At 56.6% G+C, this 25548-nt stretch carries 21 protein-coding genes; 17 read left to right on the top strand and 4 right to left on the bottom strand.

The window, feature by feature from the left end; genetic code table 11:
• Nucleotides 1–88 precede the first annotated feature (88 nt).
• The 6 genes from ACPOL_RS26875 (at nucleotide 89) to ACPOL_RS26900 (ending at nucleotide 10639) form a co-directional block, all read left to right on the top strand.
• A complete protein-coding gene (locus ACPOL_RS26875; protein ID WP_114211094.1) occupies nucleotides 89–1627 on the top strand; it encodes a M16 family metallopeptidase in 1539 nt (512 codons plus the stop codon).
• On the top strand, nucleotides 1624–3111 hold the full coding sequence (locus ACPOL_RS26880; protein ID WP_114209778.1) for a M16 family metallopeptidase: 1488 nt from the start codon (nucleotides 1624–1626) through the stop codon (nucleotides 3109–3111). The genes ACPOL_RS26875 and ACPOL_RS26880 overlap by 4 nt, the downstream gene beginning before the upstream one ends.
• A 1-nt stretch (nucleotide 3112) precedes the next feature.
• Entirely contained in the window at nucleotides 3113–4507 is a 1395-nt protein-coding gene (gene glmU / locus ACPOL_RS26885) for a bifunctional UDP-N-acetylglucosamine diphosphorylase/glucosamine-1-phosphate N-acetyltransferase GlmU (protein WP_114209779.1), read from the top strand.
• A gap of 219 nt (nucleotides 4508–4726) precedes the next feature.
• Nucleotides 4727–5896, top strand: coding sequence for a P-loop NTPase family protein (locus ACPOL_RS26890; RefSeq protein WP_114209780.1), 1170 nt, complete (start codon nucleotides 4727–4729; stop codon nucleotides 5894–5896).
• On the top strand, nucleotides 5893–7428 hold the full coding sequence (locus ACPOL_RS26895) for a DNA polymerase Y family protein (RefSeq protein WP_114211095.1): 1536 nt from the start codon (nucleotides 5893–5895) through the stop codon (nucleotides 7426–7428). The genes ACPOL_RS26890 and ACPOL_RS26895 overlap by 4 nt, the downstream gene beginning before the upstream one ends.
• Entirely contained in the window at nucleotides 7421–10639 is a 3219-nt protein-coding gene (locus ACPOL_RS26900; RefSeq protein ID WP_114209781.1) for a DNA polymerase III subunit alpha, read from the top strand. The genes ACPOL_RS26895 and ACPOL_RS26900 overlap by 8 nt, the downstream gene beginning before the upstream one ends.
• Before the next feature lie 23 nt (nucleotides 10640–10662).
• Here the strand turns inward: ACPOL_RS26900 and ACPOL_RS26905 are convergent, their stop codons facing one another.
• The gene (locus ACPOL_RS26905) at nucleotides 10663–11574 is read right to left on the bottom strand and encodes a beta propeller repeat protein (RefSeq protein ID WP_114209782.1); all 912 of its coding nucleotides are present in this window, start codon (nucleotides 11572–11574) and stop codon (nucleotides 10663–10665) included.
• Between the two features lie 71 nt (nucleotides 11575–11645).
• On the bottom strand, nucleotides 11646–13634 hold the full coding sequence (gene uvrB / locus ACPOL_RS26910; RefSeq protein ID WP_114211096.1) for an excinuclease ABC subunit UvrB: 1989 nt from the start codon (nucleotides 13632–13634) through the stop codon (nucleotides 11646–11648).
• Nucleotides 13635–13756: 122 nt separating this feature from the next.
• Here uvrB and ACPOL_RS26915 point away from each other — a divergent pair, with 122 nt between their 5' ends.
• From ACPOL_RS26915 to ACPOL_RS26925, 3 genes are read left to right on the top strand one after another with little or no spacing between them, the layout of a single operon-like run.
• Nucleotides 13757–15226 (top strand): ATP-binding protein, encoded by a 1470-nt coding sequence (locus tag ACPOL_RS26915; protein WP_114209783.1) that lies wholly within the window; start codon nucleotides 13757–13759, stop codon nucleotides 15224–15226.
• A 39-nt stretch (nucleotides 15227–15265) separates the two neighbouring features.
• A complete protein-coding gene (locus ACPOL_RS26920) occupies nucleotides 15266–15814 on the top strand; it encodes a P-loop nucleotide/nucleoside kinase family protein (protein ID WP_114209784.1) in 549 nt (182 codons plus the stop codon).
• Entirely contained in the window at nucleotides 15744–16298 is a 555-nt protein-coding gene (locus tag ACPOL_RS26925) for a nuclear transport factor 2 family protein (RefSeq protein ID WP_236657064.1), read from the top strand. Before ACPOL_RS26920 ends, ACPOL_RS26925 begins: the two co-directional genes overlap by 71 nt.
• Nucleotides 16299–16314: 16 nt before the next feature.
• Here ACPOL_RS26925 and vapC read toward each other — a convergent pair whose 3' ends face one another.
• Both vapC and ACPOL_RS26935 read right to left on the bottom strand, forming a co-directional pair.
• A complete protein-coding gene (gene vapC, locus ACPOL_RS26930) occupies nucleotides 16315–16710 on the bottom strand; it encodes a type II toxin-antitoxin system VapC family toxin (protein ID WP_114209786.1) in 396 nt (131 codons plus the stop codon).
• Nucleotides 16707–16925: a type II toxin-antitoxin system VapB family antitoxin gene (locus tag ACPOL_RS26935; RefSeq protein ID WP_114211097.1), complete on the bottom strand. Its 219-nt coding sequence runs from the start codon at nucleotides 16923–16925 to the stop codon at nucleotides 16707–16709. Before ACPOL_RS26935 ends, vapC begins: the two co-directional genes overlap by 4 nt.
• A gap of 95 nt (nucleotides 16926–17020) precedes the next feature.
• Between ACPOL_RS26935 and alaC the strand changes: the two genes are divergently transcribed.
• The 8 genes from alaC to kdpA all read left to right on the top strand — a co-directional run bounded on the left by alaC (nucleotide 17021) and on the right by kdpA (nucleotide 25533).
• Nucleotides 17021–18217, top strand: coding sequence for an alanine transaminase (gene alaC / locus ACPOL_RS26940; RefSeq protein WP_114209787.1), 1197 nt, complete (start codon nucleotides 17021–17023; stop codon nucleotides 18215–18217).
• Nucleotides 18218–18326: 109 nt separating this feature from the next.
• Nucleotides 18327–19988 carry an NAD(P)/FAD-dependent oxidoreductase gene (locus tag ACPOL_RS26945; RefSeq protein WP_114209788.1) on the top strand — a complete coding sequence of 554 codons (1662 nt, stop codon included), beginning with the start codon at nucleotides 18327–18329 and terminating at the stop codon, nucleotides 19986–19988.
• 76 nt (nucleotides 19989–20064) lie between these two features.
• Complete coding sequence (locus ACPOL_RS26950; protein ID WP_114209789.1) at nucleotides 20065–20904, top strand: FkbM family methyltransferase; 840 nt, start codon at nucleotides 20065–20067, stop codon at nucleotides 20902–20904.
• An 80-nt stretch (nucleotides 20905–20984) separates the two neighbouring features.
• Entirely contained in the window at nucleotides 20985–22157 is a 1173-nt protein-coding gene (locus ACPOL_RS26955; RefSeq protein ID WP_114209790.1) for a Gfo/Idh/MocA family protein, read from the top strand.
• Between the two features lie 104 nt (nucleotides 22158–22261).
• On the top strand, nucleotides 22262–22594 hold the full coding sequence (locus ACPOL_RS26960) for an STAS domain-containing protein (RefSeq protein WP_114209791.1): 333 nt from the start codon (nucleotides 22262–22264) through the stop codon (nucleotides 22592–22594).
• A 127-nt stretch (nucleotides 22595–22721) separates the two neighbouring features.
• The gene (locus ACPOL_RS26965; protein ID WP_114209792.1) at nucleotides 22722–23411 is read left to right on the top strand and encodes a response regulator transcription factor; all 690 of its coding nucleotides are present in this window, start codon (nucleotides 22722–22724) and stop codon (nucleotides 23409–23411) included.
• A 300-nt stretch (nucleotides 23412–23711) separates the two neighbouring features.
• Entirely contained in the window at nucleotides 23712–23801 is a 90-nt protein-coding gene (gene kdpF / locus ACPOL_RS36590) for a K(+)-transporting ATPase subunit F (protein ID WP_114209793.1), read from the top strand.
• Between the two features lies 1 nt (nucleotide 23802).
• Nucleotides 23803–25533 carry a potassium-transporting ATPase subunit KdpA gene (gene kdpA / locus ACPOL_RS26975; protein WP_114209794.1) on the top strand — a complete coding sequence of 577 codons (1731 nt, stop codon included), beginning with the start codon at nucleotides 23803–23805 and terminating at the stop codon, nucleotides 25531–25533.
• Nucleotides 25534–25548: the final 15 nt, after the last annotated feature.

Raw genomic sequence — 25548 nt, forward strand, 5'->3', positions numbered from 1 at the left:
CCGTTTGACACTGCCGAAGGTCGCGGATAGCTTCGAAACAAGACTCCCATATTGTTTTGAGGAGTCTGGATTGAGGTTGGTCACGTTTATGCCGGTAAGCTGCAAGTGTTTAGGACGGTTCCTAGTGCTGCTGCTCTCGACAGCAGTGGTCGTGCATGCGCAGGATCTGGCAAGTTTCGAGAAACGTATCACTGTCAAAGTGCTGCCAAATGGCCTCACCTTGATCGTTTGCGAACGGCCGGAAGCTCCCGTTTTCTCCTTCTATACCAGCGTTGATGCCGGCGATGCGAACGATCCCGGCGGTCAGTCCGGCTTGGCGCACATGTTCGAGCACCTGGCCTTTAAAGGAACGAAAGATATTGGCACAACTAATTATCCGGCAGAGAAGGTCGCTTTAGACAAGGTGGAAAAGGCGTACGCCGCCTACGATCTCGAATACCGAAAGCGGGTGGGACGGGATGAGGCAAAGATCAAGGAACTGAAAGCCGCTTTTGATGCTGCGGTGAAAGATGCGGAGCAATACGTCATTCCTAACCAGTTCACAGAAATTGCCGAGGCCAACGGGGCGGTAGGTGTGAACGCTTCCACCTCCCTCGATACCACTCAATACTTCTGGAGCATGCCTGCCAACCGCTTTGAGCTGTGGGCATACATGGAGAGTGATCGCATTGCCAATCCAGTTCCACGGGAGTTCTACAAGGAGCGCGACGTGGTAATGGAAGAGCGCCGCATGAGAGTCGATTCCAGTCCCATCGGGAAGCTGGTCGAACAGTTTCTGGCAGCGGCGTACGTGGCCCACCCTTACCATCGCCCGAACGTCGGTTGGGAATCTGAGTTAAGTCAGATCAACGCTACCGAGGCTGCTGCCTTCCACGCAAAATACTATGTGCCTTCGAACATCGTCGTCGCTGTGGCAGGCGATCTAAAAACAGCCGAGGTGATGCCGGTGCTTGAGAAATACTTCGGACCCATCCCCGCTGGACCACCACCTGAGGCCATGGCAACGATCGAACCTCCTCAGGTGGCGGAAAAAACCATTGTCTTAAAACAGCGGACCCAGCCCCTCTACCTGGAGGGCTACCATAAGCCCGATTATCGTGACCCAGACGACGCCGTCTATGACGCAATTACCGATATCTTTTCAAATGGACGTACATCGCGGCTCTACCGCAGCCTGGTCCGCGATCAACAGATTGCCGCCCAAGTAGAAGGTTTCAGCGGCTTTCCCGGTGACAAATATCCTGGCCTATTTGTCTTCTTTGCCGTTCCGCTGCCCGGGCACACACCCGAGCAAATGCGCGACTCCATCCATAAAGAGATCGATAAGCTGAAGACTGCGGATGTTACCGATGACGAGCTACGGATGTTCAAGACACGCAGCCGGGCGGACCTGCTGCGCGGTCTCGGAGATAATGAAGGGCTGGCCACTCAGTTAGCTGTCTATCAACAACGTTACGGCGACTGGCGCGAACTCTTCCGCCAGCTCGATAAGATCGACAAGGTTTCGAAAGCAGATATAAGACGAGTGGCTAATAAAATATTCATTGATACAAACCGAACTATAGGCATTGTGCAAACCCAGCAGGCAACAAATGGAACCCAGACGTCCAACGGGGGTGCGGAATGAACGCCAAATCCCTCCTGCTCGTCGGACTGCTAACTGCCTCAGTCTCAGCCGTTGCTCAAAGTGGCGCTAACGTTCCTAGCTCGAACCAGCCGCAGCCATGGAAGTCCATCCCCATTCCCCCGCTGGCAACCTTTCATCCCGTGCAACCGAAAAGGATCGCGCTCAAGAACGGGGTAGTGATCTTCCTTGCCGAAGATCATGAACTGCCCTTCATCACCGGCTTCATCGAGATAAAAGGCGGATCACGCGATGAACCGGCCGCGAAGGCCGGCCTTGTCTCGCTCTACGGCGACGCATGGCGAACCAGCGGCACCACCACTCAAGATGGAGACAAACTCGACGACATCCTTGAAGCCAAAGCCGCGAAGGTGGAGACGAGTGGCGATATCGACTCGACATCGGTCAGTTGGAACTGCCTGAAACAGGATGAAGATCAAGTCTTCGGTATTGCCAGCGACCTTCTCATGCATCCGGCCTTCAATGAGGAAAAGCTGACGCTGTCCAAGCAGCAGATGGCTGCCGGGATCGTACGGCGCAATGATGAAGCCGCGCAAATTGCCAGCCGCGAGGCATCCATCCTCATCTACGGCAAGAACAGCCCTTATGCGCGAGAGCCGGAAATTGCTACGGTAATGTCGGTTACCGTGGCTGATCTCAAAGCCTGGCATGATCGCACTGTTATCCCAAATGGCATGATCATCGGCGTCTCCGGCGATTTTGATTCCACGGCCATGGAACAGAAGCTGCGGGGAGTCTTTGATTCCCTGCCCCCGGGCGCCCCGATTCAAACGGCAAAACAAGAGTTCCCCGGACCTAAGCCCGGCGTCTACTTCGTGGATAAGAGCGATGTCAATCAAAGTAACATTCGGATCGTCGGTCTTGGGACAGAGAGAAAAAACCCCGATTTCTATGCGCTCTCGGTTATGAACGAAATATTCAGCGGTGGTTTTGGATCGCGGCTTTTTCAGGATGTTCGCACCAAACGCGGGCTCGCTTACTCGGTAGGCGGCGCCTATGGCGCCTCCTATGACCACCCGGGCACCTTCTACGTAGCTGCCTCCACCAAAAGCACAACTACCGTGGATGCCACACAAGCCATGCTTGATGAAATCAACGACCTGAAGACCGTTCCATTCACCGAAGACGAATTGAAGCGCGCTAAAGATGAGGTCCTGAATTCCTTCATCTTCCGCTACGACTCCGTCGAGAAGGTACTTGACGAGCAGGCCAAGCTTGAGTTTTATGGCTATCCACTGGATTATCTCGACAAGTATCGGGACGCGGTCGAAAAGGTAACGACAGCCGATCTTGAGCGAGTCGCCAAGAAATACGTCGATTCTTCGAAGCTGGCGATCCTGGTAGTCGGCAACTCTTCCGAAATGGGCACCCCACTCTCCAAGCTCGGGACCGTTCAACCTTTGGACATTACCATCCCTATGCCGCCTGGCATGGCTGGGCCGCAAGGTCCTGGAGGAGATCAATAACATGAGCCTGGCGATTGCGATCATGGCCGCGGGCAAGGGGACCCGGCTCAAGTCAAAACGCCCTAAGGTTCTGCACGAGATCGGCGGCAAATCACTGCTTGAGCATGTGATTGCCGCGGCAGCACAGATTGTTCTACCTAAGGACATTTACGTCATAGTTGGTCACGAGGCGGAGCGAGTCAAAGCCTCCGTCGCTGCCAACGAAGTCCAGTTTGTTCTCCAGACCGAGCAGCGCGGCACCGGCCACGCCATCCAGTGCGCCCGGGAGCAAATCAAGGGATATGACAGCCTGATAGTCCTTTCGGGAGACGCGCCGCTCATTCGTCCCGAAACAATTGCGAGGATGCGTGATTTTCACATCGAACAACAAGCGGCAATGACTGTCTTGACTGCTTGCCCTCAGGAGCCGCAAGGATATGGCCGGATTCTACGGCGCAGCGCCAATTCCCCTGAGATTACAGCGATCATTGAGCAAAAAGCACTCACTCCCGACCAATTGAAAATACCGGAGATTAATTCTGGTATTTACGCTTTTGCAACTGCTCCCCTGTTGGCCAGTCTAGACTCTCTCCAACCGAACAATTCACAAGGAGAGCTCTATCTTACCGACATGGCGGGGCAGTTGGTTGCGGCTGGGCAGCGTGTCGTGGCTATTCAATCTACCAACTCCACCGAGGTTCTTGGAGCCAACACGATTGCCGAAATGATGCAGTTGGATGCAGCCATGCGTGCCGATGCGACCCGCAAACTCATGGCCTCAGGTGTCACGATTTTCCGCCCTGAAACCGTGACTATCGATGCCGGCGTCACTGTCGGCGCCGATACCATCATTGAGCCCTTCGTGCAGTTACTCGGGCAATCAAAGATTGGTACGGATTGCCGTATTCGCTCCTATTCCGTGATTGAGAATTCAACGGTTGCTGATGGTGTACTCGTTCGGCAAGGTTGCATTATCGGAGACTCAATCATTGACACTGGCGCGATGATCGGCCCCTACGCTCACATTCGTCCGGGAAGTGAAATTGGCGAAGGCGCTCACGTTGGGAATTTCGTCGAGACCAAGAAAGTGAAGCTGGGGAAAGGCTCAAAGGCAAACCATCTAACTTATCTTGGCGATGCCGATATTGGTCCCGGTACCAACATAGGAGCCGGCACCATTACCTGCAACTATGACGGAGTCGACAAGCACAAGACCATAATTGGGAATGGCGTCTTCGTTGGCAGCGACTCGACCCTGGTGGCGCCGATCTCGATTGGCGATGGGGCCTTTATCGGGGCGGGTTCCTGTATTACCGAAGACGTTCCAGCCGACGCGCTCGCACTTGGACGCGGACGGCAGGTCATCAAGGCTGACTGGGCTAAGACAAAAGGTCCTCATTGCAAGGTGAGAACTTAGTTGACTCCTCTGCCAAGGCAGCGCCGCATTATCATCATCACTACTCCTGCCAATACAGCCATCTAGCCTCCTCCTTCTTCAAATACTTGAAATAGTTTATTTGCCCTAGCAGCAACCAATTACGAGGATTTCTGCCTTAATTATGAGGCAACATCCTTTCTCTATCCATTGCATCCACCCCTCGATTAGGCGAATATAAGGCGAAGACGGTGCCGTCAAATGCCTTTAGCAGCTCAAATCCGCGCAGAAATCGAAGCCAGTTTAGCTGCGCGAATTCCTTCAGCTTTGACCCCTGTTTCACGCATCATCCGGACGGTTGCTGCTACTGGCATAAGTGCAGTTGATGAGCTCTTAGATGGAGGTCTCCAAGTTGGAGCAATCACTGAAATAGTAGGCCCGGAATGCTCCGGACGAACGAGTCTGGCGCTGGCCTTTTTGGCGCAAATGACCAGTGTCGGAAGAGTCTGCGCCTGGGTGGATGTGTCGGACACATTGCATCCAGAATCGGCTGCCGCAGCAGGCATCGACCTCGACCATTTGTTATGGGTGAGGTGTGGCGGCCCGGGAACACAGTCATTAAGTAAGACTCATGATCCGCAGCCATTGATGACGGCGACGCAGACCACCCGGGTGCAGTTAGGAGGGAATAGTCCGCATCCCCGCACCGAGAGTAAGGGATTACCTACAGCGATCAGTGATTTACTGGGAGCAAAAGTAAAGTATAGGCGCGATCGGATCACTGGCACTCCCGGTGCTCCGAATCGTCCACTCAGTAGCATCGCCGAGGTTCGTCACGATGTACAAGTCGCTTCCGATAGGCTGCCGGCTCGCCGGGGTTCTTATGTGCTGCTGCAGCGTGAGGCTTATGAGCCGCGATGCGCAGAACCACAGAGAAAACAGCGCCCACAAAAAAAGAATATCGAACGCGTCGGAGTAACTCCTGAGACAAAGAATAGATATACCTCATCACTAGTCAAACCATGGGCACGACTTGACCAGGCATTGAGAGTAACTGACCTGTTACTTCAGGCTGGGGGTTTTAGTGCGGTCGTACTGGACATGGGCAGCATTGGGGGTGAATACGCATTGCGGGTCCCCTTGGCTACCTGGTTCCGCTACCGCGCCGCTGCCGAGCGGACGCAATGCAGCTTGCTGTTATTGACTCAGCTTCCCTGCGCCAAAAGTAGTGCTGGAACGCTTTTGCACCTGGATGCCGCTACCCCGATTGAGGAGGGTGCTACTGTTTTTGCTGGATTCACGAATCATATTGAATTGTCGCGCAGGCGATTCGACCAGCAATCTGAAAATGTTGTTCCCATCCGAAAGCCACCGCAACGAAGCAACGCCGCCGAGTGGCGTAACCAAACCACATGGGCGGGGATGCGATGAGCAGCGAAGTCTATGTCTGCGTTTATGCCAAGGAATTTCCTGCCCAAGCATTGCTGCGACTCCGCCCAGAAATGCGCAGTAAAGCCATTGCTGTGATGGATGGTGATCCACCTTTTCAGCGGGTTTGTTCGCTCAACAAATATGCTCGGGAACTAGGAGTGGTGACAGGAATGAGCCGCTCTGAACTGGAAGGCTTCCCTTCTATCAACATTCTCAAGCGGTCACCACGCGAGGAACAAACAACCTGTTTCGGTTTACTGGAATGTGCTTGGACTTATTCGCCGCGCATTGAAGAGATACATAGCGATGCTGCCTTTTGTTGTGTATTGGATATGTCCGGAAGCGAAAAGCTGTTCGGCCCTCCTCAAATCGCAGCGTCTCGTATCCAAGAAGCTTTCGCGGCTCTCGGACTCAGTTGCAGTGCGGCGGTAAGCTCCAACTTCCATGCTGCTGTTTGTCTGGCGCGAGGCTCCAGGTCATGTCAAACTCCGGTCATTGCTCCCACTGGTGCTGAGCGACAATCATTGGCACGTCTACCTTTAGCAGTGCTCGATGTTAGCGAGGAAGATACTGAAACATTCATGCAATGGGGAATCACCACCTTGGGAGAGCTGGCGGTGTTACCTGAAAAAGACCTGATCGCGCGATTGGGTCAAGAGGGTAAACAGCTGCGGCAGCTCGCAAGGGGAGAATATCCTCATCTCTTCCTTCCAGTTGAACCAATCATTGAACTCAAAGAATATCTTGAACTGGATTCACCAGTCGACGTGCTCGATTCTCTGCTTTTCGGCGCTGGTGTGATGCTGGAGCAGCTGATTGAACGAGCGAAGGCGCGAGTGCTCTGCTTAGCTGCCGTCATAGCTGAACTGGGTGTCGAAGGCGGGGGCATTCATACCCGTATCATACGACCTGCCATTCCATCGAACGATAAGAAGTTATGGCTAAAACTACTTCATCTGGATTGGATTTCTTATCCCCCGCAAGCAGCAATTATCTCGATGTCACTTACGGCTGAGACCGGTCAGGCCGGGACCCTGCAGCTAGGATTATTTTCACCTCAACTCCCAGAGCCAGAGCGGCTGGATGTCACACTTGCGCGCATCCGTGCTGTTGTCGGAGAAGAGCGGGTTGGGAGTATAGAACTCAAAGACTCTCACCATCCGGATGAGTTCCATGTGAAGCCTTTCACGCTGACTGGCAAGCCAGACCGCCATGATCGGGAAGTAAAGATGCCTGCCACGGTCATGCGCTGCATTCGTCCGCCGGAGACAGTGACGATGGTCTCAAGGAACCATGTTCCCCATATTTTTTATTTTCGCGGTATTGCCTATGAGGCAGAAAACGTTTATGGGCCGTGGCGAGCTGCCGGTGGATGGTGGTCCGATGGTCATTGGTCTATCGAAGAGTGGGACATCATAGCTCGCTTACGCGATAGCATATCTACCTACCCACCTAAGGACAACCTCCTCTGCTGCTGTATGACTCGCGAAATTAACACTGATATCTGGCAGGTCTCAGCTCTTTATGACTGAGTCTTACATAGAGCTTCATGCATCGAGTGCCTTCAGCTTTCTCGAGAGCGCTTCACTCCCCGAGGTTCTGATCGAGCGTGCGGCAGAGTTAGAGATGCCTTCCATGGCGCTGCTCGACCGCAATGGTTTGTATGGCTCGGCGCGTTTTCATACCCACGGGATCAAAACCAAGATCAACGCTCACATTGGCGCGGAGATCTCCGTCGCCGATCTTGGTTCCAGGTTAACTCCTCCCGGCTGGTTGCCCCACCAATACTCTACCGAACCGGCACGATTGCCTTTACTGTGCACGTCGCGCGCCGGCTATCAAAATCTATGTCAGCTGATCACGCAGTTCAAAATGCGCGAGTCAATCAAGTGTGAAGGCGCGGCCAGCATCGCTGATTTAGAAGAATTCTCCGCTGGCTTAATTTGCATGACTGGAGGAGACGAAGGACCTCTTGCTGCCGCATTGGTGAATGGAGGTGAAAAAGCCGGCGTCCGGGCAGTCGAACGACTCATCTCCATCTTCGGCCGCGAAAATGTTTATGTCGAGATACAGCGCCATCAGGAACGCGAAGAAGAATGGCGGAATCAGGCGGCGATTCGCATCGCCCGATCGCTTAAGCTGCCGATTTTAGCGACCAATGGCGTCCGCTATGCGACCGCCTACGATCGCGAAGTTTTGGATATCTTTACCGCTATCCGCCACCATACCGATCTCGATCACGCCGGAAGGCTGCTAGCCATCAATGCGGAGCGCCACCTGCGTTCCGCCAAGGAAATGCAGGCGATCTTCAACGATGTTCCGCAAGCCATAAACAATACCTTGGAGCTCTCGCAGCGGCTGCTCTTTCAATTAAATGACCTTGGCTACGAATTCCCCCGATATCCCGTTCCCGATGGAGAGTCGATGGATAGCTTCCTCCGCAAGCGCGTCGCCGAAGGAGTTATCAACCGCTATGGAATCAAGGCCAATCCCGAACTCCTCGCCAAAGTCAAAAAGCAGGTCGAACGAGAGCTTGCGCTGATTGCACAACTCGGCTTCGCGGGATATTTCCTGATCGTGTGGGACATCGTCCAATATTGCAAAAGCAATGGAATTCTGATTCAAGGTCGTGGGAGCGCGGCCAACTCGGTCGTCTGCTATGCGCTTGAAATTACCGCAATCGATCCGGTTGGCATGGAGTTACTCTTCGAACGCTTCTTGAGTGAGAGCCGCGGCGAATGGCCCGATGTCGATCTCGATCTTCCCTCCGGCGAGAAGCGCGAGCAGGCCATTCAATATGTCTATCAGCGTTACGGCGAACTGGGCGCCGCCATGACCGCGAATGTGATCACTTATCGTGGCAAGTCCGCGGCGCGCGAAGTAGGCAAGGCGCTTGGCTTCGATGAAGAAGCGCTCGGCCGGCTATCCAGCCTGGTCGGGCATTGGGAGTGGCGCGGTCCGAACGACACCATGGCCCACAGCTTTCATCATGCCGGTTTCGACCTCCAGCATCCTCGCATCGCAAAATATTTGGAGCTGTCTCTGCGCTTGCAAGACCTTCCTCGACACTTAGGCCAGCACTCGGGCGGCATGGTCATCTGTCAAGGTCAATTAAACCGTGTTGTTCCTATCGAACGTGCCTCAATGCCAGGCCGGACCGTTGTGCAATGGGACAAAGAAGACTGCTCCGACATGGGGTTGATCAAGGTCGACCTGCTGGGGCTGGGCATGATGGCGGTGATGAATGATTGCCTCGATCTGATCCCTCGTCACTACGGAAAGACTGAAGATCTGGCGCAGTTGCCCGAGAACGATCCGAAGGTGTACGAGACCCTTCAACGCGCAGATACCGTGGGCATGTTTCAGGTAGAGAGCCGCGCACAGATGGCCTCCCTGCCCCGCAATCGGCCGACCAAATTTTATGACATCGTCGTTCAGGTGGCGATCATTCGCCCCGGCCCTATTGTGGGCGGCAATATGAATCCCTACATGCGCCGCCGGCAAGGCAAGGAGGAAGTCACCTACCTTCATGATTCCTTGAAACCGGTATTGGAGCGCACCCTCGGAGTACCGCTCTTCCAGGAGCAACTGTTACGAATTGCGATGACCGTGGCCGGCTTTACCGGAGCAGAGGCAGAGGAGCTGCGCCGCGCCGTCGGCATGAAACGCTCCATGGCCCGCATGAAAGAGCTGGAAGTGAAACTCCGCAAAGGCATGACCGAGCGAAATCTTGACGCCGCAACTCAAGACCGTATCGTCCAGGGAATATCCTCTTTCGCGCTCTATGGATTTCCCGAATCGCACGCCGCCAGCTTCGCGCTCATCGCCTATGCTTCGGCTTATTTCAAGGTGCATTACCTGGCGGCATTTACCTGCGCCATGCTCAACAATCAGCCTATGGGTTTTTACATGCCCGCGGTTTTGGTGAAAGACGCGCAGCGGCATGGATTGCGGGTCCGCGTAATTGACATCCTGCATTCCGACTGGCAGTGCACTATCGAGCGGGGGCTGGACGATAGCCTCTCTCTGCGCATGGGCCTGCTGTATGTCAAGGGATTGAGGCAGCAAGCCGCAATGGCAATTGTCGAGGCGCGTGAGCGGGATGGTCCGTTCCACTCCGCTGACGATCTGGCCTTGCGGGTGCCTCTTCTCAATCCGCGCGAGCTGAAACAACTGGCGCGCGTCGGCGCACTGAACAGCCTTGGCGGAGTCGAACATCGCCGTGATGCGCTCTGGCAGGTAGAGCAAGCGGGACGACCCGTCGGCCCTTTATTGCGGCGGCAAGATGTAGCTCCCGTTAGTGAAGATGAATCGCCGCTGCGCCAGATGACAACCGAGGAACGGTTAGTCGCTGACTACTCCGGCACCGGCGTGACCGTCGGCCGCCATCCGATGGCTTACCGCCGCGACGAACTACGGCACCGCCGAATTCTTTCCGCCCAGGAGTTACAGGTTCATCGTGACGGCACGTATGTGCGCGCAGCAGGCTGCGTAATCGCAAGACAACGCCCAGGAACGGCGAAAGGATTCATCTTCTTATCGATGGAAGACGAAACTGGAATTATGAACGTCATTATCGGCCCAGAGCTTTATGAGAAAGAGCGTGTGCTAATCACGCGGGGAAAGTTCCTGTTAGTGGAGGGTAAGTTACAAAATCAAGATACGGTCGTGCATGTGCGCGCGGACCGGGTGTTGCAGTTAGAGGCGGTAAATATGGAAGTTCAGTCCCACGACTTTCATTGAGAAGGTGCCACTAGCGTTCTCGTTCAGAGAAGCAATAATCCACTAGAGTAGGGAAGGCCTTTCGCGATGCATTCCCAGCCACGCGATCCTGACTGCGAGAGCCACAGATTGCCCCCTCCATCGAGGATTGCAGCTTGGTCTTTGCCGGTGGTAATCCAATTTGAATCGACTTTGCCATCCAGCCATTCCGGCAGTCCGTCACGAACTTGCTCCAGATGATCGCTTCCCAACTTCCAGCGCCATATCTGCGAGCGTTTCGCAAAAGGACCATCCTGGATGCTGAACAATACCTCGTCTTCGAGCACACCCACGGCAAGGGAGTTCGTGATTTCTAAACCATCAGAGAAGGTCCGCCAGGTTTGCCCATGATCCTGGCTGACGCACAATCCAACCGCGCAGGCGGCGGCCACCAGGTGTGGTCTCGATGGGTGTGCACGCACCTCGTGCACATCGAACATTACAGGAATTGTGGGCAACCAGCTATCGCCTCGGTCGATAGAGAACGGAATGCCACCGACGTGCACCGCTGCGAAGATGACTCTGCCATCGGCAGTCACCGTCAAGCCACGAACACCCAACGGCAGACCTATTGCAAGCCATTGCTCGCGTCCGGGGACATGATCAAAGCTTGCTAGTCGCTCCACTTCACCGGATGGAGAGACCCGAAGGACGGCCGCTTCGTTCATGGCGCCCGCGAATATGGTGGCCCCTGCACCCACGATCGACTGCAATGGAATACCGGCGTCAGCTACAATCGACCATTCTCCGGCATAGTTCCTCTGCCAAATGTGCTGATGATCGACGACCGCGAGACCTAGACTCCCGAACTCCTGAGAAATAGCCGAGATGGGATGCCCGACGAGCTCGGCATCGGCCTCGCCATCGCGGGCGAAACTTCGGATTCCTGAGCCGGTTGCTACCAATACTTTTGCCATAGTTTCTCGTATGAAGACCGAGGTCCCTCCACTTCGCTGCGCTCCCGCCGGCCTGACAAAGCTTAAGTAGCTTAGCCGAACAAGAACTCCTTCGTCCGCAAATCCTTCACCAGATCGCGCAGCTTCGCGGCCTTCTCAAACTCGAACTTCTTCGCCGCCTCGCGCATATCCGATTCGAGATTGGCAATATAGGCGTCGAGCTCAAGCTGGTTCTTGAACTCAGGCATCGTCGCTTCCTGGTCGGTCAAATCGGCGTATTCGGCTTTGAGGATCTGGGCGAGCGACATATCCACGGCGCGAATGATCGAGGTTGGCGTGATCCCGTGCTCTTCGTTATATTCCACCTGTACTTCGCGGCGACGGTTGGTTTCATCGATCGCTTGCTTCATCGAATCGGTCATCTTGTCCGCATAGAGAATTGCCCGGCCATGCACATTGCGGGCCGCGCGGCCGATGGTCTGGATCAGCGAACCTGAACTGCGCAGAAAGCCCTCTTTATCCGCATCGAGAATCGCGACCAGCGAGACCTCCGGCAAGTCAAGCCCTTCGCGTAACAGATTGATGCCGATGAGCACGTCGTACTCACCCTTCCGCAGGTCGCGCAGAATGCGAATGCGCTCGAGCGTCTCAATCTCCGAGTGCATGTAGCGGCAGCGGACCCCGACCTCGGTATAGTAGCCAGCCAGGTCTTCCGCCATCCGCTTGGTGAGCGTCGTCACCAGCACGCGCTCATTTTTCTTCGCACGAATGCGGATCTCGGCCAGCAAATCGTCAATCTGGCCGCGGATCGGGCGAATCTCGATCTCCGGATCGACCAGCCCCGTCGGCCGAATGATCTGCTCGACGACCACCCCTGAAGACTTCGTCAGCTCATAAGCGCTCGGCGTCGCCGAGACATAAATAATCTGACCGGTGCGGCTTTCAAACTCCTCAAATTTCAACGGACGGTTGTCCATCGCCGAGGGCAGGCGGAAGCCGTAATCGACCAGGTTCTGTTTGCGCGAGCGGTCCCCATGCCACATTCCATGCAGCTGCGGAACCGTCACATGCGACTCATCGATGAAGAGTAGAAAGTCACGAGGAAAATAATCGAGCAGCGTCGGGGGAGGCTCGCCCGGCAGCCGTCCCGAGAAGTGGCGGGAGTAATTCTCAATGCCGTGGCAGTAGCCCATCGACTTGATCATTTCGAGGTCGAACCGCGTCCGCTGATGAATCCGCTGCGACTCCACCAGACGACCCTGGTTCTCGAGGTCCTTCTCCCACCATTCCAGCTCTTCGAGAATGGTGCCGATCGCGGTCGACTTGCGCTCTGGCTGAACGACATAGTGGGACTTGGGATAAATCGGCAGCCGTGCATACTTCTGCCGGACGGTGCCAAAGAGCGGATCGATCTGCGCGAGCGAATCGATTTCGTCGCCAAAAAGCTCGATGCGAAAGGCATTTTCGTCGTAAGTCGGAAAGACCTCGATGACATCGCCGCGTACCCGAAAAGTGCCACGGCGAAAATCGGAGTCATTGCGTTCGTAAAGGATCTCGACCAGCCGCCGGGTAATGTCTTCGCGGCGGATCTTCTGGCCTTTTTCAAGCAACATCAACATGCCGTAGTAGGCTTCCGGCGAACCGAGGCCGTAGATGCACGAAACCGACGAAACAATGATGGCGTCGCGTCGTTCGAAGAGCGAGCGCGTCGCTGAGAGCCGCAGCTTGTCGAGCTCTTCATTGATGGTCGCTTCCTTCTCGATATACAGGTCGCCAGCCGGAATGTAGGCCTCCGGCTGGTAATAATCGTAGTAGGAGACAAAGTACTCGACCGCATTGGAGGGGAAAAACTGCTTGAACTCGTGAAAGAGCTGGGCGGCGAGCGTCTTGTTGTGAGCAAGGATCAGCGCTGGCCGGTTCAGCGCCTCAATGATCTTGGCCATGGTGAAAGTCTTGCCCGAACCGGTCACGCCAAGCAGCGTCTGATGCTGCTCGCCCGCCGCAATGCCGGAGATAAGTTCGTCGATGGCGCGGGGTTGGTCGCCTCTAGGTTTGTAGTCGCTGACTAGCTGAAAATCCATGTTTGCCTGCTTTGATGGTAAATGCAGCGGTGGCGGCGCGGTCTGCCTTCTGCCGGCCGAAACTCCTGGAGCCTGTATCATCGGCCTGTTGCGCTGATTTCCTGTTGCGGTGACTTCTTTCGATGACATCTGAATCGCCCTCCTGGCGGCTGACGGCGGCCCGTTATACCCTGATCACCTTGGTCGCCCTGCTGCTGGTGGCCGTGTATCGCCGCGTTCTCCACGTGAACCAGACAACTGTCGCCCTCACCTTCTTGGTCTTGATTATGTTGGTGGCGACACGCTGGCGTCTCGCTTACTCGGTCTACCTCTCGGCGCTCTGCACGGTGCTCTACAACTTTTTCTTCCTGCCGCCTATCGGTACTCTGACCATTGCCGACCCGCAAAACTGGGTGACCCTCGTTGCCTTTCTCATGGCTAGCGTGCTCGTCAGTCACTTGGCCGACGGTGAGCGCAAAGCAGCGGCGCAATCGGAGCGGCGCCGCGGCGAGGTCGAACGGCTCTTCGAGTTCAGCGAGCAGTTGCTGCTTTATGACGACCTGCGCGCGCTCGCTCGCACCGCCCCCTCGCTCATCGCCACCATCTTCAAGCTGCGCGCCGTCGCGCTCTACATCCGGGAACAAGATCGGGCCTACTATTCCGACCCCGAGAACGAACTGCTTCCCGCCGAGCGGCTCCGGGCTGTCGCCGAAGAGACCGATGCGGCCGCCCTCTCTTCGAATCATGTGCGCCTCCTGCCCCTGGCGCTCGGGATGCAATCGAGCGGAGCGCTCGCGATGACGGAAAGCAGCTACCCCGAAGGCATGTACGCAGCCATCGCCGGGCTGATGGCCATCGCCCTCGAACGCGCCTCTGCCCTCGAGCGTTTCAGCCACATCGAGGCTTCCCGCGAAGGAGAGCGGCTCCGGGGCGCGTTGTTGGATTCGGTGACCCACGAACTGCGCACTCCGTTGACCGCCATCCGCGCCGCCGCCACCATGCTCCTCAGCCAGCCCTCGCTCGCCGACGCCGACCGCCAAGAGATGTACGCGATCGTCGATGAAGAGAGCTCAAGGCTCGACCGGCTCATCGGCCAGGCCGTTGAGATGGCGCAGCTCGATTCGGAAAGCCTTCAAGTCAGGCCGCAGCCGCAGCAGTTGCGCGAGGTCATCGACCTGGCGCTCGAAGACATTCGCCAACTCCTCAAAAATCGTTCCGTCGAGGTCCTGGTGCCCGACGATCAGCCAGCAGTCTCGATGGACCGTGAGCTGGTTCGACGGGTCTTGCGCCAGCTGATCGAAAACGCGGCCAAATATTCGCCCCGCGATCTCCCCATCACCCTGTCCAGCAAACTCACCGAAGACCGGCTGCTGGTCACGGTCAGCGACCGCGGCCCCGGCATCGACGAGTCCGATCAGCCGTTTGTCTTCGACAAGTTTTTTAGGGGAAAGCAGCGCGAAAGGGTCCAGGGTTCCGGGATGGGCCTGGCAATAGCCCGGGCCATCTTGCGCGCCCACGGCGGCGGCATCGACGTCAAAAGCAGCCCTCAGTCCGGAACTTCCTTCACCTTCTGGCTGCCGCTCACAATCCAGCCCGCTTCCATGGAAACATAGCTTTCTGGATCCGTATCACGACCAAGGGAACAACTATCGATGAAGACGACCTACATCCTCATGGCCGGCCTGCCCGGAACCGGCAAAACCACTTTAGCCGAGGCTCTTGCCGCTGAGCTGGACGCAGCAGTCCTGAACAAAGACGTGGTGCGCGCCGCGCTGTTTCCGGGCCGTTTCACCGACTACACCCGGGAACAGGACGACCTCTGCTTCGACGCCCTCCTTGAAGCAGCCAATTACCTTGCGCGCCAGGGACGCACCCGGTTTATCTTCCTCGACGGACGGACCTTCTCCCGCCGATTTCAGATCGAACAGGCAGTGCGAGCAGCCGAGGCGGCCGGCTGTTCTTGGAAAATCCTCCATACCGTCTGTCCCGTGCCGATCGCCGAAGCCAGGCTGCTCAAGGACCGCGGCAGCCACGTCGCCCTCAACCGTACCGTCGAGATGTACCGTGAAGTGAAGGCGCGATTCGAACCGATCCTCTACCCGCACTGCGAAATCGATACCTCGCAGCCCCTTGCCTCGTCTTTGCGCCAGGCCACCCAATACCTTGCCGCTGCCACCATGGAACAACCGCCAATGTCATAATGGCGGCATGAACCTGCTCCCGCATCGGGCCGTCCTCTCCATCTCTACCGCACTGCTCTGCGGCGCTTTCACCTTCGGGCAGGCGAACCAGCTACCACAGCGGGTCAAGCGCGCCACGCCCGAGGCCGTCGTCGCCGAACACCTGGCCGCCTTCAACGCCTGCGACTGGAAGCGGCTGATGGCCCAATTCCCCGATAACGTGGAATTTTTCTCCCCCAACGGCGAAGTCGTGCGAGGCCGCCAGGCGCTTGGAGAGATGTTCGCCAAAGTCGTCAAGCCCCCGGCCGAGGGCGGAACCTGCGGTCTCCACGTGGTCGCCGAACACACCTTCGTAGTCGGCGACGTCGTCAACGTCCAATGGCGCGCCGACGCGCCCTTCCTCGCCGAGCCCTACCGGGGAGCAGATGCCTACGAGACCAAAGACGGTCTGATGGCTGCTCAGGTGACCACCTTCGATGCCGCCGCGTTGAAGATGAAACGCTAAGAAAGCCCTATAACGGTCAAGGATGAACCACTTGCAAACCGAAGTGTTTTTCATACGGATCGAAGTCCCGATCGCGATGCAGGAGAGCGTGCCCGTTCCATAGGCAGAAGGTGGCGATGAGGCAATCGACCGACTTACGCACTGTCACCCCTTGAGCCCGAAGGTTCCGGTAGTTTTGCGCCGCAGCTATGGCTATTTCTTCGCCGCCGCCGTTAAATAATTGGAACTTCGACAACTCACGATGCACACGCCTAAAGGTAGCGTCGCCGCGCACTCCCTGCAAGACTTCATACAGGATCAGGTCGGTGAGTCCTAGCCGCCGAACGGCGAGTTCTCGATCGAGCCAGTCGGTGTGAGGATTAATGGTTCCTCCGAGATAATCGATCCAGACGGTGCTATCGACGAGGATCAAGGCCGGTCATCGCCGCGCAAACCATCCAGCGGCTTCGACTCCTCAAGGTTCGCGTCCCACTGCACCTTGCCGCGAAGTTTGCGGATCGAAGTCTGCGCGTGGGTCTCGACCAGCAATCGGAGAGCGGCATCGACGACCGCGCGCTTCGTCGGGGCGCCGGTGCTGCGCATCGCCTTCTCCACCAGTTCGTCGTCTAGCTCGATATTCGTGCGCATGGCATCGACCTCGATGTGTAAGAATCTCACATTTGCGTGTATTGGAACAGCTGTATGCTGTGCCAGCGTGCCACTTCCCATAGAATGAAAGAGCTATGGAAGAATTCCCCCGGCTCACCCGGCTGCCTGCCTATGTCTTCAACATCACCAGCGAACTGAAAGCCACTGCCCGCCGCCGTGGCGAGGACATCATCGATTTCGGCATGGGCAATCCCGACGGGGCCACGCCGAAACACATCGTCGACAAGATGTGCGAGGCCGCCCAGAAGCCCGTCACCCATCGCTATTCCGTCTCCAAGGGCCTGCCCCGCTTGCGCAAGGCGATCTGCGGCTGGTATGACCGCCGCTACGGAGTCTCGCTCGATCCCGAGACGGAGGCCATCGTCACCATCGGCTCGAAAGAGGGCATCGCCCATCTCTGCCTCGCGACCCTCGACCGCGGCGATGTCGTTGTCGTGCCCAATCCGAGTTATCCGATCCACATCTACGGACCGATCATCGCCGGCGCGAACGTGCGCAGCGTTGCCGTGCACAACACTGACGAATTTCTTGCGGAGCTCGAGCACTCCATTCCGCTCATGTACCCGCGGCCCAAGATGCTGATCCTGAACTTCCCCGCCAACCCGACCACCCAATGCGTCGATCTGGCCTTCTTCGAGCGGGTGGTCGCTTTATGCCGGGAGCACGGCATCTATCTGGTCCACGATCTCGCGTATGCTGACATCGTCTTTGACGGCTACCGCGCCCCGTCGATCCTCGAAGTACCCGGAGCAAAAGACATAGCGGTCGAGTTCTTTACTCTTTCGAAAAGCTACAACATGCCCGGATGGCGGGTCGGCTTTATGGTCGGCAACCGCAAGTTGGTGTCGGCCCTCGGGCGGTTGAAGAGCTACTTTGACTACGGCACCTTTACGCCGATCCAGGTCGCCTCCATTCTTGCGCTCGAGGGGCCGCAGGAATGCGTTGCCGAAATCACCGAGAACTACCGCTGCCGTCGCGACGTACTGGTCCAGGGCTTGAATAAAGCCGGTTGGGAGGTACAAAACCCGAAAGCGACCATGTTTGTTTGGGCCAGTATTCCCGAGCCGTACCGGCATCTCGGTTCGCTTGAGTTCTCCCGCAAGCTCCTGCTTGACGCGAAAACGGCGGTCAGCCCCGGCATTGGCTTTGGAGAGTTCGGCGATCAACACGTTCGTTTTTCTCTCATCGAGAATGAGGAACGCACGCGCCAGGCGCTCCGCTCCATCCGTCAGATGTTCACCCGCGACGGAGTCATGGCAACCGCGCTTTGACCGCCAGGCACCGGAATACTAAACAACTGGTGCACTGGATCCGTCCAATTCTTCAGTAGCCTATGCAATTGCAAGTGGGGCCGGTAAGCTTAGTTCTGATTTTCAATCCATGCCGCGTGGCGGGGTTGACGATCTGCAGGATGGAATGAAGAAAACCGCTATTATCATCGGAGCAGGTCCGGCCGGCCTCACCGCCGCCTATGAGCTGCTCACCCGCAGCGATATCCATCCGATCGTCCTTGAGAAAAGCGCCGCCATGGGCGGCATCTCCCGCACCATCAACTACAAGGGCAACCGCATCGACATTGGCGGTCACCGCTTCTTTTCGAAGAGCGACCGGGTCATGGACTGGTGGCTCAGCCACATGCCGATCGAGGCGCCGGCCGCCGGTAGTCAGCAGATCTCCTACCATGGCCAGAGCCGCGAAGTGGACGGTCCCGCCGCCAGCAGTGACGATGCGGTCATGCTGATCCGCCAGCGGAAGTCGCGAATTTATTTTCTGCGCCGCTTCTTCGACTATCCGATCCGTCTCAGCGCCCAGACCTTGTGGAAGCTGGGCCTGTTCAGGACCGTCAAAATCGCCTTCAGCTATCTGCGAACGGTGGTCTTCCCTCCGAAAAAAGTCGAGAATCTCGAAGACTTCTTCATCAGCCGCTTTGGCCGCGAGCTCTACTTGACGTTTTTCAAGTCCTATACCGAAAAAGTGTGGGGAATGCCGTGCGATAAAATCAGCGCGGAATGGGGGGCACAGCGGATCAAAGGCCTCTCCATCACCAAAAGCCTGCTTCATTTCCTGAAAACCGTCACTACCAGGAAGGCAGCCGATGTTGGCCAGAAAAACACTGAGACCAGCCTCATCGAGAACTTCATGTATCCCCGGCTCGGCCCCGGTCAATTGTGGGAACTGGTGGCCGATAAGATCCTGGCCATGGGCGGCGAGATCGTCACCGGTGTCGACGTGGATCGAATCCATTGCGTCGGCAACGATGTCGTCAGCATCTCTGGTGTCGATGCGGCCGGCGCTGCACGCGAGTTCCGTGGCGACTACTTCTTTTCGACCATGCCCATCCAGGAGCTTGTTCGCGCCATTGATGTGTCCGTGCCGCCAAGGATCAAGGAGATCAGTGAAGGCCTCCAGTATCGCGACTTCATCACCGTCGGACTTCTGGCGAGCAAGTTGAGCGTTCAGGACAAAGCCGCTAAGTCCTCAGCTAACTCGACGGATGGCAACTTACATATCAAAGATAACTGGATCTACATTCAAGAGCCGGATGTTACTGCCGGCAGATTGCAAATCTTCAACAACTGGAGCCCATTTTTAGTTCGTGACCAGAATACAGTCTGGATTGGCGTCGAGTACTTTTGTTACGACACCGATCCCATCTGGAGCCAGCCGGACGAGCAGATCGCCGCCCTCGCCAAACGCGAGCTCGAGCAGATCGGCATCTTGAAACAAGCGGATGTGCTCGATGCCACAGTCATTCGCGTTCCCAAGACTTACCCTGCCTACTTCGGCGCATACGAACATTTCGACGAACTCCGCCGGTACCTGGACGAGTTCCCCAATCTCTTCCTTGTCGGCCGCAATGGAATGCACAAATACAACAACCAGGACCATTCCATGCTCACCGCGATGACCGCCGTGGATAACATCCTGCTAGGGCGAGAAGATAAGGAAAATATCTGGGCTGTCAATACAGAAATGGAATACCACGAAAAACGCTCTGAGAGTAAAAGCGAGGCCGAGGTTCCCGTAGCCGTCCGCGCCTAGCCTGTTCGACCGCGGCCGCCCTCATTGTGGAGACGTTGCCCTTAGCTGTAAAAGATATTGACGAGCAAGGAGACCCATGCCCGGTTTGCTTCGTTCTATCGTTCGGAGCTACGTTCGGCACTCGCCCATCGAAAAAGGCAAGTACCATGTCGTTCAGGCTATGCGAAGGATCGACCCGCCGAAGAAAGTGGTTTCCCTAGTCGCCGGCCGCTATCTCATGGAACTCGACCTCTCCGAATATCTTCAAGGACAGCTTTACTACTTCGGCTATTTTGAGAAGGAGCTCACCCGGCTCATCGAAGCAAGCCTTCAACCAGGATCGGTAATGGTCGATGCCGGCGCCAACATCGGAACGTTTTCGCTGCTGGCGGCGAGTCTTGGAGCAACCTGTCACGCCTTCGAAGCCGCTCCGGACAACTGTGCTGCGCTGCGTCGCAACATGGCGCTCAACCAGTTCACCAGCATAGAGGTCCACGAGTGCGCGCTCTCGGACCACTCTGGAGAAGCGACTTTCTATTTGTATGAAGAGACCGGCGAGCGAAACATGTGCGGTCAGAATGCACTCTTTAAGCGGGGACACGGCCGCGAAATTCGAGAGCCGACGGCGACCCTAGATTCAGCCCTCAGCGATCTTCCCCGGATTGATTTCATCAAGAGCGATGTTGAGGGCGCGGACTTCCTGGTGTTGCGAGGCGCGCGCGGCATCCTGGATAAATTCCACCCGTTGGTTGTCGTTGAAGCGGCAGAGGAACTTGCCTCAAAGCTCGGCGGCAGTGTCCAAGACATCCTCAAGATCCTGGGGGAGCACGGCTATCGGGTGAGCGAACTCACCCGGTCGGGATTGGTGCCGATCGATCCCTCCACTCGGCCGATCGAGTTCGCGACCCTCGTCGCCCGTTTTCCTCGTCCCTCTTAGCGGCGATGTTATCGTTCCCGCTTTTGGTCGCTGGCTTTAGTTTTGCTCGCTGGCTTTAGTTTTGCTCTAAGATGGTCGGCATGTCTTTCGCACCCAATCGTCGCAGCTTTCTGATCGCGGGCGGTTTGACCGCTCTAGCCTCCACCCGGGTTCTCGGCGCCAACGACACGCTGCGCATAGGAGTCATTGGCGCTGGCGGGCGGATGCGCAACCTTCTCGACGCCGCCGACAAAGTCGGTCCCTATCAAATTGTCGCCGTCAGCGATGTTTATGGCCCGCATCGCGACGCCGTCAAAGAGCGCTCGAACGGCCTGGCCACCACTCATCTCGATTATCACGAAGTGCTCGCAAAGGATGTCGATGCGGTGCTCATTGCGGCGCCTGATCATTGGCACGTGCGCATGGCGGTTGACGCGCTCGGCGCCGGCAAAGACGTCTACCTGGAGAAACCGGTCACTCACACTATCGAAGAGGGTGCGACGCTCGCGCACGCGGTCCACGCCAGCAAACAAGTCCTGCAATGCGGCATGCAGCAGCGCAGTTGGACCCACTTCCGCAATGCCGTCGATCTGATCCAGGCCGGAAGCCTCGGGCGAGTGCTTCAGGTGAGGACCTACTGGTGGCAGAACTACAACGTTAGCTGGGTCCCCAAGCCGATGGAGGTCGAGGCACTCGATTGGAAGCAGTGGCTCGGGGGCGCACCCGACCAGCCTTTCAGCCTGGAAAAATACTACCGCTGGCGCTGGTTCTGGAACTTCGGCGGAGGCGCCATGACCGATCTCTTCAGTCATTGGATCGATGTTGTGCATTGGGCCATGAAGGCAGATCAGCCGCGGGAGGCGCAGATGCTGGCCGACAAATACGTCTTCGACCAATGGGACTGTCCCGACACCATCCAGGCCGCGCTCCGTTATCCAGGATTCGATGTCGTCTACGAAGGCATGATGGCGTCCTCGATCGACGACGGAGGCCTGGAGTTTCGCGGCACCGACGCGACCCTCAAACTCGACCGCAGCGGCATGAGCGTCTACCGCGAAGGCGTACCCAGCAAAGAAAATCCGGTGCTCACCGAACGCAGCTTTCGAGATGGCACAATCACGCACATGCAGAATTTCTTCGACTGCATCAAGTCGCGAAAGGAACCCAATGCCCCGGTCGAAGCAGGCATCGCCGCCGCTCGAGCCGGACATATCGCGAACCTTGCATACAAACACGGCGGCCAGATCTCCTGGCCTCCGAAAGGTACTGCCTAAGGCCAAAAACGCAGTTCCGGAGCTATCACGATTTTGTTTAGAACCGATTCCGTAGCCTGACTAAATTTTGCTATGCTGCCGAATACAAAGGAGATCGACCGGAAATGACGACGGATCCTGGATTCCATTATGAGATTGAGAAGACGCAAGACGACATTAAGGGCAGGATCACCACGGTCACCTGTCACGGCAGACTAACCAGTGAGAAAGCCTCGAAGTTCAAGGAAGCGATCAAGCCGATCATCGCCGACGGCGGCAAGATCATCGTCGATTTCGCGGACGTCAGCTACCTCGATAGCTCTGGCCTAGGCGCCTTAGTCGGCGTGAAGGTCTCGGCTCTCCACAAAGGACTTTGTACCCTTGATTTAATCAACATCTCTGATCGAATCAAGGATTTGCTGCGCCTCGCCAATCTCACCAAGTTATTCTCCTCTTGAGTCACCTCCGGCCATAAGCCCTTGGCCGGTTTCAAGCGCTGAATCGAAGAAAGCGAGAGCGTTGTAGGGGCTTGTTGCCTTGCTTTGATCCCACCTGTTGCTTCGGTGTTATGTTGGAACAGGCAACATGGCGGAACGAATCCTGATTCTTGACGATGAAGCGCAGATAACCCGGGTTTTGCGGGCCGCGCTCTCGGCGCAGGCATACGATGTGAGGATTGCGAACGATCCCGAAGAGGCCTTGCGGCTCTTCGAAGATTGGGCACCGGACTTGATCATCACGGACTTGATGATGCCAGGAATCAGTGGCATAGAGGTCTGCAGGAGCATCCGAAAGAAAGCATCGACGCCCATCATCGTTCTTTCTGTTCGCGACCAGGAGCGGTCCAAAGTGGAGGCGCTCGATGCCGGCGCCGACGATTATGTGACCAAGCCATTTAGCATTCAAGAGCTTCTGGCGCGGGTTCGGGCCCACTTGCGCCGGGCTCCGGAACGCAACTCCGATCAGGCAGTAGAGATTGGAGACTTCAGTGTCAACCCTGAAGCGCATACCGTTACGGTTAGCGGGCGGGGCGTTCATCTGACCCCAAAAGAGTTTGATTTGCTGCTGCATTTCGCCCGCAACTCCGGCAAGGTCCTCACCCATCGGGCTTTGCTGACCGCGGTATGGGGAGCCCAGTCTGCCCATCAGCCCGAATATTTACGGGTCTTCATCGGGCAACTTCGGCGAAAGCTCGAGAATGGGAGCGGAAAGCAGTATTTCCAAACCGAGCCCTGGGTAGGCTATCGCTTCCTGCCAGATGGTCTTCCCGAGTAGCTTCTGCATCACTTCGTCCCCAGACTACTTCATCCCTCCAGCACAGCGTGAAGACAGTTCAAGGCCCTCTTCGTTGTCTATCTCAGACGTGTCCTTATGACTTCTTTATGAAGCGCTTACGGGGAGCTTAGTGCTGCGCCTGTCTACTTGGATAGATGGGCGCTACTCCGGGTAGATAACGGGGATAGCCTTCTGGAGAGAAAAACCATGTGGGACATGCTTGCTCTCATTTTGACAATCGCTTTTTTTGCGATCGCACTCTGGTACGTGCAGGGTTGCGAGAAGCTGAGGTAACCGGCCATGGATATCACGACCGCCGTCGTCGTTGTGCTTACGGTTCTATTACTTGCCTACTTGTTTGCGACCCTTTTGCGGCCGGAGAAATTTTAAAATGACTTGGAACGGATGGCTGCAGTTTGCCGTGTTTTTCGGAGTGGTCCTTGCACTCATGCGTCCGCTTGGTATTTATATCGCCAAGGTGCTTGAAGGGCAGAAGACTTTTCTTGACCCGGTTCTTAGGCCAATTGAAAAGCTCGTCTACCGCGTCAGCGGGGTGGATGCGAAGGAGGAGATGAACTGGCGGCAGTACTCCGTCGCCATGCTGCTCTTCAGCTTCGTCTCTTTGTTCCTGACCTACCTCATTGAGCGAGCTCAACACTTTCTACCTTGGAATCCACAAGGATTGCCGGGCGTCACACCAGATCTGGCGTGGAACACTGCCGCGTCTTTCACGACCAATACAAATTGGCAGTCGTATGTGCCTGAAGCAGTGATGAGCTACTTCACCGAGATGGTCGGGCTTGCCTACCACAACTTCCTCAGCGCGGCGGTCGGCATCGCGGTTGCCATTGCCCTGGTCAGGGGCATTGCTCGTAAACAGTCCGGGACCATCGGGAACTTCTGGGTCGACTCGACCAGGACAATCCTTTGGATCCTGCTGCCGATTTGCCTGGTCGTCTCGCCAATCTTGATCCAACAGGGCGTTCCTCAGAACCTGAAGGCGTATACGGTCGCCACGACGCTGGAGAAGTCTCCGGCGCCGCAGACCATCGGCCAGGGGCCAGTCGCTTCGCAGGAAGCCATCAAGATGCTGGGCACCAATGGCGGCGGCTTCTTCAACACCAACAGCGCGCATCCCTACGAAAATCCAACGCCATTAACCAACTTTATCGAGATGCTGCTGATGTTCCTGATTCCCGCGGCGCTCACGGTGACGCTGGGCAGACTGACCGGCTCTCCAGGCCATGGATGGGCGGTCTTCGGCACCATGGCTGCACTCTTCGTCATCGGATTTGTCGGAATTTATGCGGCAGAGTCGCAGGCCCACCCGCTCTTGCACAATGTCTCGCAGCATGCCACGGCGCTGCAATCGGGCGGCAATATGGAGGGCAAGGAGGTGCGCTTCGGCGTCTCTCAGTCGGCGCTCTTCTCCGCCATCACTACGGATGAAAGCTGCGGCGCGGTCAATGCAATGCACGACTCTTACATGCCACTCGGCGGAATGATCCCGCTGATTAATATCATGCTTGGCGAGATCGTCTTCGGCGGGGTCGGCTCCGGGCTCTATGGAGTTCTGATCTATGTGGTGCTCGCGGTCTTTATCGCCGGGCTGATGGTCGGGCGCACGCCGGAGTATCTCGGCAAGAAGATCGAAGCCTTCGATGTGAAGATGGCGATGCTCTACATCCTCATCTTTCCTCTGCTGATCCTTGTGTTCACAGCCATTTCCGTCCTGTCCCCCAACATGGGTCTGAGCGCGCTCGCGAACAACGGTCCGCATGGACTCACCGAAATTCTCTATGCGTTTACCTCATCGGCGGGCAACAATGGATCCGCCTTCGCAGGCGTCAGCGTCAATACTCATTGGTATAACGTCACCCTCGGCATCACCATGCTGGCTGGCCGTTTCCTGATGATGATCCCGATGCTGGCGATCGCCGGGAATCTGGCCACGAAGAAAAGCGTGCCGCCTTCACCCGGAACATTCCCTGTGAATACGACCCTGTTCTCGGTGCTGCTCGGCGGCGTAATCGTCATCGTGGGCGCCTTGACTTTCTTTCCGGCGTTGAGCCTTGGCCCAATCCTCGAACACTTGCTGCTCCGGTCCGGGCAGCTGTTCTAACTAACGAGAGCAGAG

Origin of the sequence: Acidisarcina polymorpha (genome assembly GCF_003330725.1) — a bacterium.
In the GTDB taxonomy this organism is placed as follows: Bacteria; Acidobacteriota; Terriglobia; order Terriglobales; family Acidobacteriaceae; genus Acidisarcina; species Acidisarcina polymorpha.